This window comes from Parasphingorhabdus sp. (assembly GCF_048269865.1).
GTDB lineage: Bacteria > Pseudomonadota > Alphaproteobacteria > Sphingomonadales > Sphingomonadaceae > Parasphingorhabdus.
In genome coordinates this window covers 80,691-96,574 of record NZ_JBLWUA010000001.1, presented here as the reverse complement: position 1 = coordinate 96,574, position 15,884 = coordinate 80,691, and the positions used below count along the sequence as shown (strand labels likewise).

General features: G+C 58.5%; 19 protein-coding genes. 8 read left to right on the top strand and 11 right to left on the bottom strand.

Annotated elements, in window-relative coordinates:
• Positions 1-288, top strand: a complete 288-nt coding sequence (locus ACN0WW_RS00540) for a DCL family protein (protein ID WP_417608297.1) — start codon at positions 1-3, stop codon at positions 286-288.
• An 87-nt stretch (positions 289-375) separates the two neighbouring features.
• Here ACN0WW_RS00540 and queA read toward each other — a convergent pair whose 3' ends face one another.
• The 5 genes from queA to ACN0WW_RS00515 all read right to left on the bottom strand — a co-directional run bounded on the left by queA (position 376) and on the right by ACN0WW_RS00515 (position 3,819).
• Complete coding sequence (queA, locus tag ACN0WW_RS00535) at positions 376-1,401, bottom strand: tRNA preQ1(34) S-adenosylmethionine ribosyltransferase-isomerase QueA (protein WP_417608295.1); 1,026 nt, start codon at positions 1,399-1,401, stop codon at positions 376-378.
• Positions 1,402-1,409: 8 nt separating this feature from the next.
• Positions 1,410-2,060 (bottom strand): peptidylprolyl isomerase, encoded by a 651-nt coding sequence (locus tag ACN0WW_RS00530; protein ID WP_417608293.1) that lies wholly within the window; start codon positions 2,058-2,060, stop codon positions 1,410-1,412.
• A gap of 85 nt (positions 2,061-2,145) precedes the next feature.
• Entirely contained in the window at positions 2,146-2,649 is a 504-nt protein-coding gene (coaD, locus tag ACN0WW_RS00525; protein ID WP_417608291.1) for a pantetheine-phosphate adenylyltransferase, read from the bottom strand.
• Between the two features lie 14 nt (positions 2,650-2,663).
• Positions 2,664-3,530 carry a polyprenyl synthetase family protein gene (locus ACN0WW_RS00520; RefSeq protein ID WP_417608947.1) on the bottom strand — a complete coding sequence of 289 codons (867 nt, stop codon included), beginning with the start codon at positions 3,528-3,530 and terminating at the stop codon, positions 2,664-2,666.
• Between the two features lie 40 nt (positions 3,531-3,570).
• Positions 3,571-3,819: an exodeoxyribonuclease VII small subunit gene (locus ACN0WW_RS00515; RefSeq protein WP_417608289.1), complete on the bottom strand. Its 249-nt coding sequence runs from the start codon at positions 3,817-3,819 to the stop codon at positions 3,571-3,573.
• Positions 3,820-3,830: 11 nt separating this feature from the next.
• On the opposite strand from ACN0WW_RS00515, the gene ACN0WW_RS00510 reads away from it, so the two are divergent.
• Entirely contained in the window at positions 3,831-4,598 is a 768-nt protein-coding gene (locus ACN0WW_RS00510) for a hypothetical protein (protein ID WP_417608287.1), read from the top strand.
• Positions 4,595-5,002 (top strand): DUF2177 family protein, encoded by a 408-nt coding sequence (locus ACN0WW_RS00505; RefSeq protein WP_417608285.1) that lies wholly within the window; start codon positions 4,595-4,597, stop codon positions 5,000-5,002. The genes ACN0WW_RS00510 and ACN0WW_RS00505 overlap by 4 nt, the downstream gene beginning before the upstream one ends.
• A 7-nt stretch (positions 5,003-5,009) precedes the next feature.
• Here the strand turns inward: ACN0WW_RS00505 and ACN0WW_RS00500 are convergent, their stop codons facing one another.
• Positions 5,010-5,189, bottom strand: a complete 180-nt coding sequence (locus ACN0WW_RS00500; RefSeq protein WP_417608283.1) for a DUF1289 domain-containing protein — start codon at positions 5,187-5,189, stop codon at positions 5,010-5,012.
• Positions 5,186-5,788, bottom strand: coding sequence for a 2-hydroxychromene-2-carboxylate isomerase (locus tag ACN0WW_RS00495; RefSeq protein WP_417608281.1), 603 nt, complete (start codon positions 5,786-5,788; stop codon positions 5,186-5,188). The genes ACN0WW_RS00500 and ACN0WW_RS00495 overlap by 4 nt, the downstream gene beginning before the upstream one ends.
• Before the next feature lie 92 nt (positions 5,789-5,880).
• Between ACN0WW_RS00495 and purL the strand changes: the two genes are divergently transcribed.
• Positions 5,881-8,088: a phosphoribosylformylglycinamidine synthase subunit PurL gene (gene purL / locus ACN0WW_RS00490; RefSeq protein WP_417608279.1), complete on the top strand. Its 2,208-nt coding sequence runs from the start codon at positions 5,881-5,883 to the stop codon at positions 8,086-8,088.
• Between the two features lie 241 nt (positions 8,089-8,329).
• On the opposite strand, the gene ACN0WW_RS00485 is transcribed toward purL, so the two are convergent.
• Positions 8,330-9,133, bottom strand: a complete 804-nt coding sequence (locus tag ACN0WW_RS00485; RefSeq protein ID WP_417608277.1) for a Coq4 family protein — start codon at positions 9,131-9,133, stop codon at positions 8,330-8,332.
• 166 nt (positions 9,134-9,299) lie between these two features.
• Here ACN0WW_RS00485 and ACN0WW_RS00480 point away from each other — a divergent pair, with 166 nt between their 5' ends.
• The 4 genes from ACN0WW_RS00480 to bfr all read left to right on the top strand — a co-directional run bounded on the left by ACN0WW_RS00480 (position 9,300) and on the right by bfr (position 12,181).
• Positions 9,300-9,974 carry a nitroreductase family protein gene (locus ACN0WW_RS00480; RefSeq protein WP_417608275.1) on the top strand — a complete coding sequence of 225 codons (675 nt, stop codon included), beginning with the start codon at positions 9,300-9,302 and terminating at the stop codon, positions 9,972-9,974.
• A gap of 112 nt (positions 9,975-10,086) precedes the next feature.
• On the top strand, positions 10,087-11,343 hold the full coding sequence (locus tag ACN0WW_RS00475) for a DUF418 domain-containing protein (RefSeq protein WP_417608273.1): 1,257 nt from the start codon (positions 10,087-10,089) through the stop codon (positions 11,341-11,343).
• A gap of 62 nt (positions 11,344-11,405) precedes the next feature.
• Positions 11,406-11,576 (top strand): (2Fe-2S)-binding protein, encoded by a 171-nt coding sequence (locus tag ACN0WW_RS00470; protein WP_417608271.1) that lies wholly within the window; start codon positions 11,406-11,408, stop codon positions 11,574-11,576.
• A 122-nt stretch (positions 11,577-11,698) separates the two neighbouring features.
• On the top strand, positions 11,699-12,181 hold the full coding sequence (bfr, locus tag ACN0WW_RS00465) for a bacterioferritin (protein WP_417608269.1): 483 nt from the start codon (positions 11,699-11,701) through the stop codon (positions 12,179-12,181).
• Positions 12,182-12,337: 156 nt separating this feature from the next.
• Here bfr and der read toward each other — a convergent pair whose 3' ends face one another.
• The 3 genes from der to ACN0WW_RS00450 are packed head-to-tail and all read right to left on the bottom strand — an operon-like array spanning position 12,338 to position 15,859.
• A complete protein-coding gene (gene der, locus ACN0WW_RS00460; protein WP_417608267.1) occupies positions 12,338-13,729 on the bottom strand; it encodes a ribosome biogenesis GTPase Der in 1,392 nt (463 codons plus the stop codon).
• Between the two features lie 31 nt (positions 13,730-13,760).
• Complete coding sequence (locus tag ACN0WW_RS00455) at positions 13,761-15,092, bottom strand: PQQ-binding-like beta-propeller repeat protein (RefSeq protein WP_417608265.1); 1,332 nt, start codon at positions 15,090-15,092, stop codon at positions 13,761-13,763.
• Positions 15,089-15,859, bottom strand: coding sequence for a tetratricopeptide repeat protein (locus ACN0WW_RS00450; protein ID WP_417608263.1), 771 nt, complete (start codon positions 15,857-15,859; stop codon positions 15,089-15,091). Before ACN0WW_RS00450 ends, ACN0WW_RS00455 begins: the two co-directional genes overlap by 4 nt.
• Positions 15,860-15,884: the final 25 nt, after the last annotated feature.

Genomic DNA, 15,884 nt, shown 5'->3' with positions numbered 1-15,884 from the left:
ATGCCGGCAAAACCTGTTACAATTGGTGAGCACCACTTCGCCAAGAAGGGAGATGCAGTAGCATTTTTCCAAGAGATTCTTTATCGATATAACCTCGGCGACAAAGTTTCGACTGCTGACGAAGCGATCTTGAGACTACTCATAGACCGCCACCCCGAAGCGGCGGGAAAAATCGGCGCGGGCATCGCCAGTTTTAGCGTTCGTTCTGGAGATTTCGGCACTCGATGTTTTTGGATTAATCGCGTTGATAACACCGCAGAAAAGTTTTCATTCAGGGCGTGCCTATAGCCTGCGCTTTTTCAAGGTATTAGGCGGTCTGCCGGGATCGAAAATAGTAATTTTCTGATAGATACCTCGCAATCACCAAAGACCCCCTCAAGGCAACAACAAACTAGAATCCCCATAGCTATAAAAGCGATACCCCCCCGCAATCGCATGGGCATAGGCGGCCTGCATGGTCTCCAGGCCCATTAGCGCGCTGACCAGCATGAACAGGGTCGATTTGGGCAGGTGGAAATTGGTCATCAGGCCGTCGATCGCGCGGAACTTGTAGCCGGGGGTGATGAAGATATCGGTGTCGCCTTCGAACGGCTGGATGATGCCATCTTCGCCGGTGGCGCTTTCCAGCAGGCGCAGGCTGGTGGTGCCGACGGCGATAAGCCGGCCGCCTGCGGCCCGGGCGGCATTGAGGCGGTCGGCGGTGGCGGCGTCGATCCTGCCCCATTCGCTGTGCATCCGGTGGTCGTCGGTCTCGTCGACCTTGACCGGCAGGAAGGTCCCGGCGCCGACGTGGAGGGTCAGCGTTTCGCTGCCGACGCCGGCGGCGTTCAGCGCGGCTAGCAGGTCATCGGTGAAATGCAGCGCGGCGGTCGGTGCGGCGACGGCGCCCTTTTCGCGGGCGAACATGGTCTGGTAATCGTCGGCGTCGCGCTCGTCGATCGCCCGCTTGCTGGCGATATAGGGCGGCAGCGGCATGGTGCCGGCGCGTTCGAGCAGCAGTTCCACCGGCTCCTCGCCGAGAAAGCGCAGAATGAAACTGCCGTCCGGCAACTTGTCCTCTGCCTCCGCCGCCACGTCCATCCCGAAATCGACGGTCTCGCCGACGCGCAGGCGCTTGGCGTTGCGGATGAAGGCCTGCCAGCGGCGCAGGTCGACGCGCTTGTGCAGCGTCGCGCCGATCCTGGCATCGCCGCGGGTGCCGGTCAGCTGCGCCGGGATCACCCTGGTATCGTTGAACACCAGGATGTCATCGGGGCCGAGCAGACCCGGCAGGTCGCTGACCAGATGGTCGGACATTTGGTTACCGGCGACCTGCAGCATTTTGGCGCTGTCGCGCGGCACCGCTGGCCGCAGCGCGATCAGCTCCGGCGGCAGATCAAAGTCAAAAAGATCAACGCGCACCGGCTGGTCTAGGGATTGAGCGGCGCGTTCAGGTCATCCACGGTAATCGGCGCTTCACTCTGCTCCGTCGCCGGGCCGGGCAGAACCGGCGGCTTGTTGTCGGCGGCGATCGAGGCCTGCAATATCCGGCTGGGATTGAGCGGTGGCTCGCCGCGTGCGATCTTGTCGACATATTCCATGCCGGAGGTCACGCGGCCGAAAGCCGAATATTTGCCGTCGAGCGAGAAGCGCGGGTAGAAGAGGATGAAAAACTGGCTGTTGGCGCTGTCCTCACCCTGGGCGCGGGCCATCGAGACAACACCGCGCAGATGCGGGAACTTGCCAAATTCCGCTTTCAGGTCGGGCAGATCGGAGCCGCCCATGCCGGTGCCGGTCGGGTCGCCGGTCTGCGCCATGAACCCGTCGATCACGCGGTGAAAAATCTGGCCGTCGTAAAAGCCCTGCCGGGTCAGCGTCTTGATCCGTTCGACATGATTGGGAGCGAGCGTCGAAAACAGCTGTATCGCAACGCGCCCGCCGGTCGAAAGATCGAGATAGAGAATATTCTCTTCAGCCGGAACCGATGCGGGGGCCGGTGCCTTTTCCTCCACTTCTTGCGCATGGCCGGTTCCGGAAACCAGAAACAGGGCGGAGAAGGTCAAAAATAATTTACGCAGCATGGCATACTCGTTTGGCATCAGGGTTTGGAAACGCAACTGGTCTTTGAACGATTCTACCTTTCACTGCAATGAATTGCTGTTTCGGCTATTGGTCGCCCTTGAGACCGATTTTCTCCACCCGGCTGGTGATTTCCTCGGCCACCAGCGGCGTCACGAATTTGTGGATCTCGCCGCCAAACATCGCAATTTCCTTCACCAGGCGCGACGCGATCGGCTGCAGCGAGACATCGGCCATCAGGAAGACGGTTTCGATATCGTCGTTCAACTGCTGGTTCATGCCGGCCATCTGATATTCATATTCAAAGTCGGCCACAGCCCGCAGCCCGCGCACGATGACGCTGGCGCCCTGTTTTTCGGCAAATTTCATCAGCAGCATGTTGAAGCCGACGACTTCCACGCCCTCGCCCAGCTCGGCGGTTTCGCGGCGCACCATCTCGAGGCGCTCCTCGTCGGAGAACATCGGCGATTTCGACGGGTTGGTGGTCACGCCGATCACCAGCTTGTCGACCAAGCGCATGCCGCGCTTGATAATATCCATATGTCCCAGGGTGATCGGGTCAAAAGTCCCCGGATAAACGCCGATTCTCATATATTGCTCCCCGACTAGCGATCTCTTGCGATGGTAAATTCGGCGATGGCGCGCAGCAGATCCGCTTCGCTGCCATAGCCGCTCAGATGGGATTTGGCCTGATTGGCCAGCATCTGGGCCTGCTCCTTGGCCCGGTCCAGACCCATCAGGCTCAAAAAGGTTTCCTTGCCTGCCACGGCGTCTTTCTGCAGCGCCTTGCCGGCCTTTTGCTCGTCACCCTCGACGTCCAATATGTCGTCTGCAATCTGGAAGGCGAGGCCCAGATCATGGGCATAACCGCGCAGGCTGACGCGGCCTTCCTCCGGCACACGGCCCAGAATGGCACCAATTTCCACGCAGGCAGCGATCAGTGCACCGGTTTTCAACTGCTGCAGCCGCGTAACCGTCTGCAAGTCAAAGGTAGAATTTTCGGCCACCAGATCCATCATCTGGCCACCCGCCATGCCGGCAGGACCGGCGGCCTGGGCGAGGCAGGCGGTCATCTCGGCGCGGACAAAAGGGTCGTGATGGGTGCGGTCGTCGGACAATAGCCCAAAGGCCAGCGCATGCAGCGCATCGCCAGCGAGCACCGCTGTCGCTTCACCGAAGGCAATATGGGTGGTCGGCTTGCCCCGGCGCAGGTCGTCATCATCCATGCAGGGCAGGTCATCGTGGATCAGCGAATAGACATGCAGGGCCTCGACGGCCGTGGCAGCGCGGATCGCGCAGGATTCATCGACGTTAAACAGTCCGGCCGTCGCCATCACCAGCAATGGCCGCAGCCGTTTGCCCCCGCCGATCGCGGCGTGACGCATGGCCTCGTACAATTCACGGCGAGCGTCATTGGGAACCTGCAACAATGTATCGAACTGCCGGTCCACCAGAGTGGCGACTCGCCCCATCTCCCGAAAGAGGTCCGAATTATTGTTGGCCGCCAACGGTTCAGTCCGCGTCAAAAGGAACAGTGGCTTGCGGCTTGCCATCCCGATCGAGCGTGATTTTCTCGATCTTCGCCTGCGCTGATTCCAGGCGCTGCTGGCACAGACCGCGCAGTTTTTCACCCTCGCTGTAAAGCTCTATCGACTGGTCGAGCGGCACATCACCGCTTTCCAGCTTGCGGACGATGTCTTCGAGACGCTTCAGCGCATCCTCAAAGTTCAGCGTGGAAAGATCTTCTTTGGTTTCGCTCATGGCGAGATTCAATGACGACGCTTTGGGTCGCGGTCAAGGGCTTGGGCTTCACTATCGTTAACTTCCGGTGTAGCTTTGCAAGAAAAACGGTGGGAGAAAATATGTTCATCGGTCATTTTGCGCCAGCAATGGTGGCTGCATCCCATCCCAGGGCACCCGGACTCGGAACCCTTTTCGTTGCCGGCCAGTTGCTGGATTTCGGTTTCTTCGGACTCGCCCTCACCGGCATCGAAAATTTCCGCATCACACCCGGAATTACCAAAATGGTGCCGCTCGACCTTTACGACATGCCTTATACCCACAGCCTGCTCGGCAGCAGCCTGCTGGCAGCGGGCTTTGCGCTGCTTTTCTGGATATTCACGCGCAACCGCACGGGCGCGCTGATTGGTGGAGCCGTGGTTCTGTCGCACTGGTTTCTCGATCTGCTGGTCCATGCACCGGACCTGACGCTCGCTGGTTCACCGCCGAAATTCGGTTTTGGCCTGTGGAACTATCCGATGATCGAAATGCCGCTGGAGCTTGGCATCACGTTCGGTGCTCTGGCTTTTTACGTCATGCGCACCAGACCCATTTCCGGCCAGTCGAAATATGCGCTTGGCCTTTTGGCCGTATTGCTGCTCGCGTTCCAATCGATCAACTGGTTCGGACCCGAACCGCAGTCTGCGGATGCGGCGATGAAGCTGACCGGGCTGTTTGCTTTCTCGGTCGCAGCCTTGGCAGCATGGTGGGTGGGACGAACGCGAATATTGAAACAGCCATCAGGACAGGACCGAACATGACCCAATATATTGCCGCTTATGCCATTGCCGCCATCATTTTCGGTATTCTCGACGCAATCTGGTTGAGCAATGCTGCGCCGTCGCTCTATCGCCCGATCATTGGCGATATCATGGCGGACCAGTTTCGCCTCGCACCGGCGCTGACCTTCTACGCGCTCTATCTCGGCGGGATGATGTGGTTTGCGGTGCGGCCAGCGCTGCTCGACGGCCAATGGGCCACGGCTTTACTCAATGGCGCGTTGCTCGGGTTCTTCTGTTACGCGACCTTCGATCTCACCAGCCAAGCGGTGCTCAAAACCTGGTCGACCAAATTGACCATCATCGACATGATCTGGGGCACTTTTGCGACCGGCACGACGGCAGCACTGACTGCGTTTCTGGTCCTGAAATTCGTAAAGGCTTAAAGCACGGTCACCGTTTGAGGGCCCCGGCAAGCGCCTCCATCCTCGCCGGTAGCAGGGATAATATCTCTTGCTGACGCTCGTCCGTCGCCGTTCCCCATTCGCCAATTTCCGCCAGACTGCGCCCACAGCCCAGGCACAGGCCGCTCGGCCGGTCGATCGTACAAATATCGTTGCAGGGCGATTTCATGCCGCAGACAATTGCTCGTCAATCTGTCCCAGCCGTTCCTTGCCAAAATAGATCTCGCCATCGACGAACATGGTGGGAATGCCAAAGGCCCCGCGTTCGACCGCATGTTCGGTATTGTCGATCAGGGCCTGTTTGATCGCCGGATCCTGCGTCTTTTCAAACAGCGCCTCAGCATCAAAGCCGCCGTCATCCAGAATCTTGCCTAGCGCCTCGCTATCGGTCACGTCGAGCCCCTGCTCCCAGATCGCGGGTAACAGGGTTTCTACAAACCCGGCGCGTTCGTTTGGGTCCAAGGCGACCAACATCCGCAGCAATGTAATCGTGTTGAACGGAAATTTGGGATTCATTTTGAATTTTGTCAGGCGATGCTTGGCAATGAACCGGTTTATCTCCAGCATCGCATAGTCATTCTTTCCCTTCACGTCCGCATCGCGCACGAACGGCGGTGCATTGCCGGTCAGCTTGTGCATGCCGCCAAGAAAAGCCGGGGTGACTTCGATGGTTGCGCCATGCTTCTCAGCCAGCGCCCTCAGCGGCGACCAGATCAGATAGGCGTTGGGGCTTACGAAATCGAAAATCAGTTCAATCGTCTTGGTCATGCAATCCCTCCTTTACCGACAATCCATAAAGCACGGCGTCGAAACATCAATTCCCACTAGTCGAAATTGGCGCAGGTCGTTAAAGGCGATGCATGACCACAGACACGCTGATCGCAGAGCCCCAGATCTCCACCGAAACCGTGCGCGAGCACGGGCTCAATGCAGAGGAATATCAGCGCATATTGAACGCGTTGGGCCGCGAGCCGAATATCACGGAACTGGGGATTTTCTCGGTGATGTGGTCGGAACATTGTTCCTACAAATCCTCACGTCTGCATCTCAAGAAGCTCCCGACAACCGGCCCCCAAGTCATTTGCGGCCCTGGCGAGAATGCCGGCGTTATTGATATTGGCGACGGACAGGCCGCGATCTTCAAGATGGAGAGCCATAACCACCCGTCCTATATCGAACCCTATCAGGGCGCAGCGACCGGCGTCGGCGGCATCCTGCGCGATGTCTTTACGATGGGCGCTCGGCCGGTAGCCAATCTCAATGCCCTGCGTTTCGGGCGCCCCGACCATCCGAAGATGAAGCATCTGGTCAAGGGCGTGGTTGCCGGGATCGGCGGCTACGGCAATTGCGTCGGTGTGCCGACGGTTGGCGGCGAGACCAATTTTGATCCCGCCTATGACGGCAACATCATCGTCAACGCGATGACCGTCGGCGTCGCCGATGCGGACAAGATTTTCTACTCGGCCGCCAGCGGCGTTGGCAATCCGATCGTCTATGTCGGCTCCAAGACCGGCCGCGACGGCATTCACGGCGCGACCATGGCGAGCGCGGAATTTGACGATGACAGCGATGAAAAGCGTCCCACCGTCCAGGTCGGCGATCCATTCACCGAAAAACTGCTGATCGAAGCCTGCCTCGAGCTGATGGCCAGCGATGCGATTGTCGCGATCCAGGATATGGGTGCCGCGGGGCTGACCAGCTCCAGCGTCGAAATGGCGACCAACGGCGAAGTCGGCATCATCCTCGACATGGACAAGGTGCCGTGCCGCGAAACCGGCATGACCGCTTACGAGATGATGCTCAGCGAATCGCAGGAACGCATGCTGATGGTGCTGAAGCCCGGCCGCGAGGAAATGGCCGAGGCGATCTTCACCAAATGGGAACTGGATTTCGCGGTGATCGGCGAGGTCACCGACACCCGCCGGATGGTGCTGACCCACAAGGGCGAGACCGTCTGCGATATCCCGCTCGGCCCACTCGCTGACGATGCACCGCTCTATGACCGTCCGCATCTGACCCGAGGGGAATATGCTGCGCATATCAATGTCCAGCCACTCGGCGATATTCCTGACAGCACCGATATTGGCGCAGATCTGCTCAAGATGATGGCCAGTCCCGCGCTCGCCTCGCGCCGCTGGATCTGGGAACAATATGACAGCCAGGTCGGTGCCGACACCGCGCAGCGTTCTGGCGGCGATGCGGCGGTCGTCCGCGTGCACGGCACCAACAAGGGCCTGGCGATCACCACCGACTGCACGCCGCGCTATTGCAAGGCCGACCCGTTTGAAGGCGGCAAGCAGGCGATCGCCGAAGCCTATCGCAACCTCTGCGCGGTCGGCGCGAAACCGCTCGCAACCACCGATTGCATGAATTTCGGCAATCCTGAAAAGCCCCATATCATGGGCCAGTTCGTCGGCTGTATCGAAGGTATGGCCGAAGCCTGCTCGGCACTCGACATGCCCATCGTCTCGGGCAACGTCAGCCTCTATAACGAAACCACCGGCGGCGACGGCGTCAGCCATGCGATCCTGCCGACCCCGGCGATCGGTGCCGTCGGCCTGATCGACGATCTCGACACGATGATGACCATCGGCTTCAAGAACGAGGGCGACCATATCGCCACTGTCGGTTTCCACTATGAAGAGCTCGGCCAGTCGACCTGGCTCCGCGAAATCCATGGCCTGCAGGATGGCCCGCCACCGAAGGTTGATCTGAAGGACGAATTGTGGGCCGGCCAGGTCATTCGCGAACTGATCGCTGAGGGCAAGGTCACCGCCGTTCACGATATCAGCGATGGCGGGCTTGCCGTGGCCCTCGCCGAAATGGCGCTGGCGGGCAATCTGGGCGCGGAAATCGACCAGATGACCACTGCCTTTGCCTTCAGCGAGGCACAGGGCCGCTATGTCATCACCTATCGCGCCGACGCCGAACTGGATCGCGAGAAAGTGCCGTTTGAGAAGATCGGCGAGGTCAAAGGCGACCAACTGGTGCTAAACGGCAAACCGGTGGCTGTGAGTGATCTCCGCAATGCCCATGAGAGTTTCTTCCGCGACTGGATGGAAGACTAGGACCGACCCGCCACCCACGCTCCACTCGCCAAAAAGCTCTCACTCAAGGACGGGATGCGGGTCTGGTTTGCCGATGGGCTTTGTTGATATCAAGGTCTGCGCCGTGGATGCGATCTGGTCGGGGCTGAAACTGGTGATCCGCAAGGAATTTCGCTGACCATCTCAGCCAATAGCACCAGACTTATGCCAGTACACTGGTCGGTTCGAGGCATCCTTCGACCGGTGCAGGACTAAGTGTGATTTACGCCGCCTGCGCCAGCATATCATAGGGATCGATATCGGCTGCCCGGAATTTGTCGTGCGCTTCATGGTAGAAATGCGGCGTCTTGATATGCAGCCGTTGCCGCAAGGCATCGATGGGCTGAGCGAGCAGATCGGTGATCGATTCCTCGCTGATCCGTGGGCAGGCCTTGCCCATTTTTTGCGCTTCGCGGATCGCCTTGAAGATCGGTGCATCGCTCCTGGTCTGCTTCGTCATGTTCAGACCTGCCGCATAGGCGATGAAGATATTGCCGAGCGAGGGATTCTGGCCATAGGTAAAGGCCAGCACACAGGCTTCGCCCAGCGCGTCCCGGCCATAGCCGGTGAGCACGTGAAGCAGATCGTGCGTGTCCCGCTGGCGAAAGCCGTACCATTCGATCAGGTCATGATATTTGCGCGGGCTGAAACGGTCATATTCGGCAATCAGCCCGGCCGCGCTCAGCCCTTCCTTTTCCATGAAATCACAATAGGCGTGGGCAAGACTGCCTGCGGGCATCTGGCGCAAACGATCATGATCGTCGAGCATAGGCGCAAGCTCTGGCTCGCTGGCCAACAGCGCCTGCCCCTTTTCACTTTCGACGAAGGCCTTGGCGTCCTTGCGAAAACCGGGGCGCGGCAGAGACTCAAAGATATGGAACACCTGCTCGGTGTCTTCCTTGTCCTTGATCAGTTCCCGAAAGTGATGGATCGCCTTCAGCGGACGAAAGCGGGCCGCCGGGCGGTCCGGATGGACAAATGGTCGGGCCGAATCGGTCGGTGAAGAAAAATTGTGGTTGATTTTCATGATGCCGATATGTCTACTATTAACATCAATGTCAATATAGAATATTGGCTTTCCTAGTGCAGATCGCTCCGCTATCCGGACTAGCGCCAAACTTGGCCTCTTAAACGGGTTTCTTTGTCCGCATTTCGATAGACGACAGGCGAACCCGACGCGGGAGACGGAAATTTTGAAGCCTCACGAGACCCTGCCCTACACCGAATTGCCGGACTATTCCGACGCCGACCGCATCGAGCGGTCGCGTGTATTTTATGAGGCGATGAAAACCCGCAGGACCTGTCGGTACTTTGCCGACGATCCGGTTCCCCGTGCAGTCATTGAAAATGCAATTCTGGCTGCGGGAACAGCCCCCAATGGGGCCAACCATCAACCCTGGCATTTCGCCGTAATCGCAACGCCGGAAAAGAAAAAGGCTCTGCGCGCTGCTGCCGAAGAGGAAGAACGGGCCTTTTACGAAAGCAAGGCGGGCGAAGAATGGCTGGAGGCGCTGGCGCCGCTCGGCACCGATGCCGACAAGCCGTTTCTCGAGACTGCGCCCTATCTCATCGTCATCTTCGGCCAGCGCAAGGGCGGCATGAAGCCCGGCGAGACGAAGCAGAATTATTATGTCAGCGAAAGCGTCGGCATCGCCACCGGCATACTGATCACTGCATTGCATGACGCCGGTCTGGCGACACTCACCCACACGCCCAATCCGATGAAATTCCTCAACAGGCTCTGCGATCGCCCCGCCAATGAAAAACCGATGATGATATTGGTGGTGGGCAAGCCTGCCGCGAACGCCACGGTGCCTGTCCACGCAACGATCAAGAAACCGCTGGATCAGATCGCCAGCTGGCTGTGAATATCGTGAATATGCAAAAATCTGTTCGTGCTGAGCCTGTCGAAGCACCGTCAGTCGCAGCGGCTACTTGTCAACAATGTCCTTCGACAAGCTCGGGACGAACGGGGTGGATATGACGGCCCCATCAAAACCGCCCCGCTATCTGGAGCTCGACGCCCTGCGGGGTTTTGCAGTCATGGGCATATTGCTGATGAATATCGTCGGCTTTTCAATGCCGGAAATGGCTTATATGAGCCCGGCCGTCTATGGCGGCACCGATAGGCCCGACATTGTCGTCTGGGCCCTGTCCTACATTTTCGTCGACGGCAAGATGCGCGGCCTGTTCACGATCCTGTTCGGGGCGAGCATGATGCTGATCATTGATGGCGCGAACAGGACCGGCCAAAATCCTGCCAGGGTCCACTTTTCCCGGATGGTCTGGCTAGCAATATTCGGCCTGGCCCATTTTTTCTTTCTCTGGGTTGGCGACATCCTTTTTCTCTACGCCGCCATCGGCTTCATTGCTTTTTTCCTCAGCGGGCTGACCGCCGAAGACCTGTTCCGCCGCGCCCTGTTCATCTTCACGCTCGGCTTTGTCGGCTATTCGGTCATGTTCGGCAGCCTGCTATATATGCAATATCAGGCCAGCCTTCCCGGTGCCAGCGCGGACGCAATTGATGCCGTCACCCAGGTCATCGCAGACTTCGACACCGGGCCGGCCGCCATCGCGGCCGATATCGCCCTGCATCAATCCGGTTTCGTCGCGATTATTCTGGACAAGGTTCAGAATGACCCTTTTGGCCCGGTCATCTTGCTGGCCTATAATCTCGCCGAAACCTTGCCGCTGATGATGATCGGCATGGCGTTGTACAAAAATGGCTTCATGACCGGAGAATGGAGTGCAGCGGACTATCGCCGGCTCGGCATACGCATGACGGCTATTGGTGCGCTGATCCTGATGGCGATCACGGCGGGGCTGATCTACGGCGATTTTGATATATTGTTGATGGCAAACGCCAGCTACGCCTGGAGCTGGCCCTCCCAATTGCTGATGACGGTGGGATATGCAGCGCTGCTGATTGGACTGGTTCAGAAATTCTCTGCGTCACCCTGGATAAGCCGCGTCGCCGCTGTCGGTCGCGCCGCCTTTACCAATTACCTCGGCACCAGCCTGTTGATGACCTTCGTCTTCTATGGCTGGGGCCTCGGACTCTATGGATCGGTCGACCGTGCCGAGCTATATCTGTTTGTCGCCGGAACCTGGGCCCTCATGCTGCTCTGGTCCAGGCCGTGGCTCGACCATTTCCGCTACGGACCGCTGGAATGGCTGTGGCGAAGTCTGGCGCGGCAACAGCTGCAGCCGATGCGGATTCCGCCCCGATCAAATTAACGCATTTTTGCTATTGCGATCTATTCTCAATAGCGATATACGATTCGCAGAGAGGAACGGAAATGGTTGTTTGCGTCTGCAATGCGATTAAGGAAAAAGACCTGCGGACTGCGGTTCGCAGCGGTGCAGACCGGCCATCAAAAGTTTACGCCCAGCTCGGTCGCAAGCCGAAATGCGGCCAATGCCTCGCATTTGCCCGGACGATTATCGAATCCCAAGTTGCGACCGCTTAGCATTCTCGTTATCAAATCATTGAAATAACAGCATTTTCTTTCAATCTCGCCCTTTCGCTCGAGCGACGGATACTGTATAGGCGATCTCCGTAGATTTACTTATCGTCGGGAAGGACGCCGCTATGAAAGGTGATACGAAAGTCATCGAGTTTCTCAACGAAGCTCTCAAGAACGAACTCACTGCAATCAACCAATATTGGTTGCACTATCGCATGCTCGACAATTGGGGCGTCACCAAACTGGCCGAATTCGAACGGCACGAATCGATCGATGAAATGAAGCATGCGGACAAGCTTGCGGAACGGATTTTCTTCCTCGACGGCTTGCCCAATTTTCAGTTGCTGGGCCGGTTGAAAATCGGCGAAACCGTCGAAGAAGTTCTCAAGGCCGATCTGGAATTGGAATATGAGGCGCTGCCGATGCTCAAGGACGCCATCGAATATTGCGAAAGCATCCGCGACTATGTCAGTCGTGACCTTTTTGCCGAAATCCTAGAAAGCGAAGAAGACCATGTCGATTCGCTCGAGCAGCAGTTCGACATGATCGAGCGGATGGGTATCGAGAATTACATCCAGCTGCAGTCGAAATCGATCGAAGGATCCTGATTCAGCCCAGCCGTCGGCCAAATGCCGGCGGCTGGCGTTGCTGCCACACCGGCCTCACATCTTTTTCCGATAGCGCCAGCGTTTCGGCGAACATTGGCCGCGATGCGGGTTCGATCTTGCCGACCGACGGCGGCTATTGGCGATGATTTTGAGAAATCAGTCTTTTTCGTGATAGGGGTTTTTCGGTGCCCGGATGATCAGACGGACCGGGACGCCGCCAAACCCAAGCTCGCGCCGGATTCCGTTGACCAGATAGCGCCGGTAGCTTTCCGGCAGCTCGTCGATCCGGGTCCCGAAGATCACGAACGACGGCGGCCGGGTCTTGGCCTGCGTGATATAGCGCAACTTGATCCGCTTGCCCCCCGGCGCTGGCGGCGGATTTTCCGTAATCGCGTCCTCGAACCAGCGGTTCAGCTTACCCGTCGATACGCGCTGTGACCAGATACGGCGGGCCTGAAACGCCGCTTTCATCAGTTGGTCTATGCCCTTGCCGGTAAAGGCGGACACCGCGACCAGCGGCACATCTCGAACCTGTGCCAGCCCGTCATTGAGCGCCGCCCGGATACCGTTGAACAATTTGCTCGGCCCTTCGGCCACATCCCATTTGTTGATGCCAATAATAAGGCAGCGGCCTTCCTGGATCACATGGTCGGCAATGCGCAGATCCTGCGCTTCCAGCCCCTTGGTGGCATCCAGCAGCAGCACCACCACCTCGGCAAAGTCGACTGCGTGGCGAGCATCGGCTACGGCCAGCTTTTCCAGCTTGTCATTGACCTTGGCCCGCTTGCGCATACCTGCGGTATCGATCAGGCGGACCCGCCGGTCGGGTTCGATCCCGTCCAGCTTCTCTTCCTCGGTCAGGTCATCATCATGCCAGACCCAGTCAACGGTGATGCTGTCGCGCGTGATGCCGGCTTCCGGCCCGGTAATCATCCGGTCTTCGTCCAGCATCTTGTTGATCAGCGTCGACTTCCCGGCATTCGGACGCCCGACGATCGCTAGCTTCAGCGGGGCGGATTCGTCGGTCGGCTCGTCCTCTGCCGCAGCCTTGAAATTCTCGACATAGGGCTGAATTGCCTGAAACAGGTCGGCGACGCCGTCGCCATGTTCCGCGCTGAAGGGAATCGGATCGCCAAAACCGAGCGCATAGCTTTCCATGATACCGGCATCGGCCGCCTTGCCTTCCGCCTTGTTGACCAGCAGCACAACCGGGGTCTTCGCGCTTCTGAGCCAGCGCGCAATTTCTTCGTCGAGCGGCGTCAGGCCGGCCCGGCCATCGATCACGAATATCGCCAGCTCCGCGCCCGCAACCGCGAGCTCCGTCTGCTTGCGCATCCGTCCGGGCAGGCTTTTGGCATCCTCATCCTCGTAACCAGCCGTATCAATGACGTTGAACGCGAGCCCAAGCAGATTGGCGGCGCCTTCGCGACGGTCACGGGTAACCCCGGGCGTGTCGTCGACGAGCGCCAGCTTCTTGCCAACCAGACGATTGAACAAGGTCGATTTGCCGACATTGGGTCGACCTATGATTGCTATATTGGGCAGCATAAAGCCGGTCCCTGTCCTTTGCTTCTGATTTTCAGCGGAACGCGGAAATCCGGCCGCTGTCGTCTAGAATATATAGCATGCCGCCTGCCACGACTGGCGGCAGCGAAACGCCATCATCCAGTTCGAACAGCACCTGGCTCGATCCTTCACCCGGCGAAATCGACACCACGTCGCCTTCGGTGCTGGCGATGATCAGACGATTACCCGCCAATATCGGCCCGGTCCAGTTGATCGGGTTTTTCTTCTTTTCATCATTTTTGTAGGCGGCCAGCTGGCTGATCCAACGGACCTTGCCATTGGGCCGGGCGATGCACAGCAGTTTCGCATCGTCGGTCAGCACAAATACCCATTCGCCTGCCACAACCGGCGTCGCGATGCCGGCGATATTCAGTTCCCAGATCCGCTGCCCGGTAACCAGTTCATAGGCAGCCATGCGGCCGCCCTGGCCCAGCGCAAAGACGCGCCCACGGTCAATCACCGGGTCGGCGTCAATGTCCGACAGCGTCGCAACAGAGGTCGAAATACTCGTCCGCGCCAGCGCGTCGTTCCACAAATTGCGCCCGTTTTCATAGCGATAAGCGGTCAGTTCACCGGATGAATAGCCAGCCACAACCGTACCCTGGCCTGCCGCCGGTGCCGCAACTCCGAAAATGCCTGCCAGACCGACAGTGCCCGCTTCATTCCACTGCACCGATCCGTCCAGCATGTTCAGCGCATAGATCTGGTTATCCTGCGTCATCACATAGACATTGCCGTTCGAGATAGTCGGCGATCCGCGCAGCGGTCCGGCCGGACGCACTTTCCATATCTGGCTGCCATCGGCTGCATTAAGCGCAACAACATCACCGACACCGTTGGTGGCGTAAACGACATTGTCAAACACGCTGGCGCCGCCGCCAAAGCGCGATGACTCGCCGTCGCCTTTCACGTCAATCTGGGTCGACCAGATTTTCGCGCCAGTGGCTGCGTCAAAGGCATGGACCGTCGCTTGTGTATCGGTGGCAAACAACCGGCCACCGGAGATCACCGGCGCAGACGCCAGACGTTCGCGCTTGTTGGTGCCGCTGATATTCGCGGTCCAAACCCGGGCCAAATCACCGGGAAGCGCCACATGGCCCATGGACTTGCTGGCGTTGCCACCGGATTGGGCCCAGTCGGCATTCGCCACCGGCGCGGGTAATATCACCGAAATAGCCGACAGCGCTGGGTCAACCTCTGCGCCGCTTTCGCCGCTCAAGATCGGGGTGCGCTTGCCAAGCGTTGGCGTGCTTTTCTTGTCCTCGCCGTCGCCGCCCAATATCCCGCAACCAGACAGCAGCGAAAGGGCCAGCATACCGGCCATCAGTTTCTTACCGGAAATCATTCCTTCGATTCTCCCTCAGCCGCTACCGGGGTCAATGGTGCCGCTTTTTTATCTTCGCCGTCCATTTCGACCGCGTCAATGCCTTCAACGCCCGCCATCTGTAACGCACGCGACCGGATCGTCGCTGGTACGCTGTTATCTTTGGCAAGCTGGGCGAACAGCGGCCCCGCAAGATCGGATTTGTTCATATTGAGATAGGAGACCGCCACCATCTCCCCGGCACTGCCGAACCAGGGATTGCCTGGCACCGCCAGCGGCTTCAGCCGGTCAATCACCTGCTGCGGCTTGAGCGTGTCAAATTCGGCCGTGGTCTTTCGGATCAGGGCAAGATCGCGAAACGGTTGCGGCAGACTGTCGTCGGCAATGACCTTGGCATAGCCTTCGATCGCCTTCTTCGGGTCGTTTTTCTCAAGCGCGATATTCGCCTGCAACACCTGCGCCGCGGCCCGATAGCCTGGCTGCTCGGCCTCCGTGAGCGGCTCCAGCGCGGTCGCGGCACCATCGAGATTGTCCTGACGAACGCTATCGATGGCAGCGACATATTCTTCGCTGCGGAGCCCGGAATCTTCGCTCTGGCTGTTTTGATAAAATATGAAACCGGCCAGCGAGCCGAGGCCAATGACCACAGCGGCGAAAATCCAGATACCATAGCGGGTCGCAAAATGTTTCAGCTGGTCTTCACGCACCGCTTCATCGACTTCACGCAGGAAAACTTGTTCGGACCGGTCCGTTTGCTGTTCTGGTGACTTATCTTTGTCTTTGGCCAATGTGGCTTCCTCAATATTGTTTTGC

Bases quoted from the DNA above. Each gene is read 5' to 3' on its own strand.
- ACN0WW_RS00540 (WP_417608297.1), top strand. From the start codon at position 1: ATGCCGGCAAAACCTGTTACAATTGGTGAGCACCACTTCGCCAAGAAG.
- ACN0WW_RS00530 (WP_417608293.1), bottom strand. From the start codon at position 2,060: ATGCTGCGTAAATTATTTTTGACCTTCTCCGCCCTGTTTCTGGTTTCC.
- coaD (WP_417608291.1), bottom strand. From the start codon at position 2,649: ATGAGAATCGGCGTTTATCCGGGGACTTTTGACCCGATCACCCTGGGA.
- ACN0WW_RS00520 (WP_417608947.1), bottom strand. From the start codon at position 3,530: ATGGGGCGAGTCGCCACTCTGGTGGACCGGCAGTTCGATACATTGTTG.
- ACN0WW_RS00515 (WP_417608289.1), bottom strand. From the start codon at position 3,819: ATGAGCGAAACCAAAGAAGATCTTTCCACGCTGAACTTTGAGGATGCG.
- ACN0WW_RS00510 (WP_417608287.1), top strand. From the start codon at position 3,831: ATGACGACGCTTTGGGTCGCGGTCAAGGGCTTGGGCTTCACTATCGTT.
- ACN0WW_RS00505 (WP_417608285.1), top strand. From the start codon at position 4,595: ATGACCCAATATATTGCCGCTTATGCCATTGCCGCCATCATTTTCGGT.
- ACN0WW_RS00500 (WP_417608283.1), bottom strand. From the start codon at position 5,189: ATGAAATCGCCCTGCAACGATATTTGTACGATCGACCGGCCGAGCGGC.
- ACN0WW_RS00495 (WP_417608281.1), bottom strand. From the start codon at position 5,788: ATGACCAAGACGATTGAACTGATTTTCGATTTCGTAAGCCCCAACGCC.
- purL (WP_417608279.1), top strand. From the start codon at position 5,881: ATGACCACAGACACGCTGATCGCAGAGCCCCAGATCTCCACCGAAACC.
- ACN0WW_RS00485 (WP_417608277.1), bottom strand. From the start codon at position 9,133: ATGAAAATCAACCACAATTTTTCTTCACCGACCGATTCGGCCCGACCA.
- ACN0WW_RS00475 (WP_417608273.1), top strand. From the start codon at position 10,087: ATGACGGCCCCATCAAAACCGCCCCGCTATCTGGAGCTCGACGCCCTG.
- ACN0WW_RS00470 (WP_417608271.1), top strand. From the start codon at position 11,406: ATGGTTGTTTGCGTCTGCAATGCGATTAAGGAAAAAGACCTGCGGACT.
- bfr (WP_417608269.1), top strand. From the start codon at position 11,699: ATGAAAGGTGATACGAAAGTCATCGAGTTTCTCAACGAAGCTCTCAAG.
- der (WP_417608267.1), bottom strand. From the start codon at position 13,729: ATGCTGCCCAATATAGCAATCATAGGTCGACCCAATGTCGGCAAATCG.
- ACN0WW_RS00455 (WP_417608265.1), bottom strand. From the start codon at position 15,092: ATGATTTCCGGTAAGAAACTGATGGCCGGTATGCTGGCCCTTTCGCTG.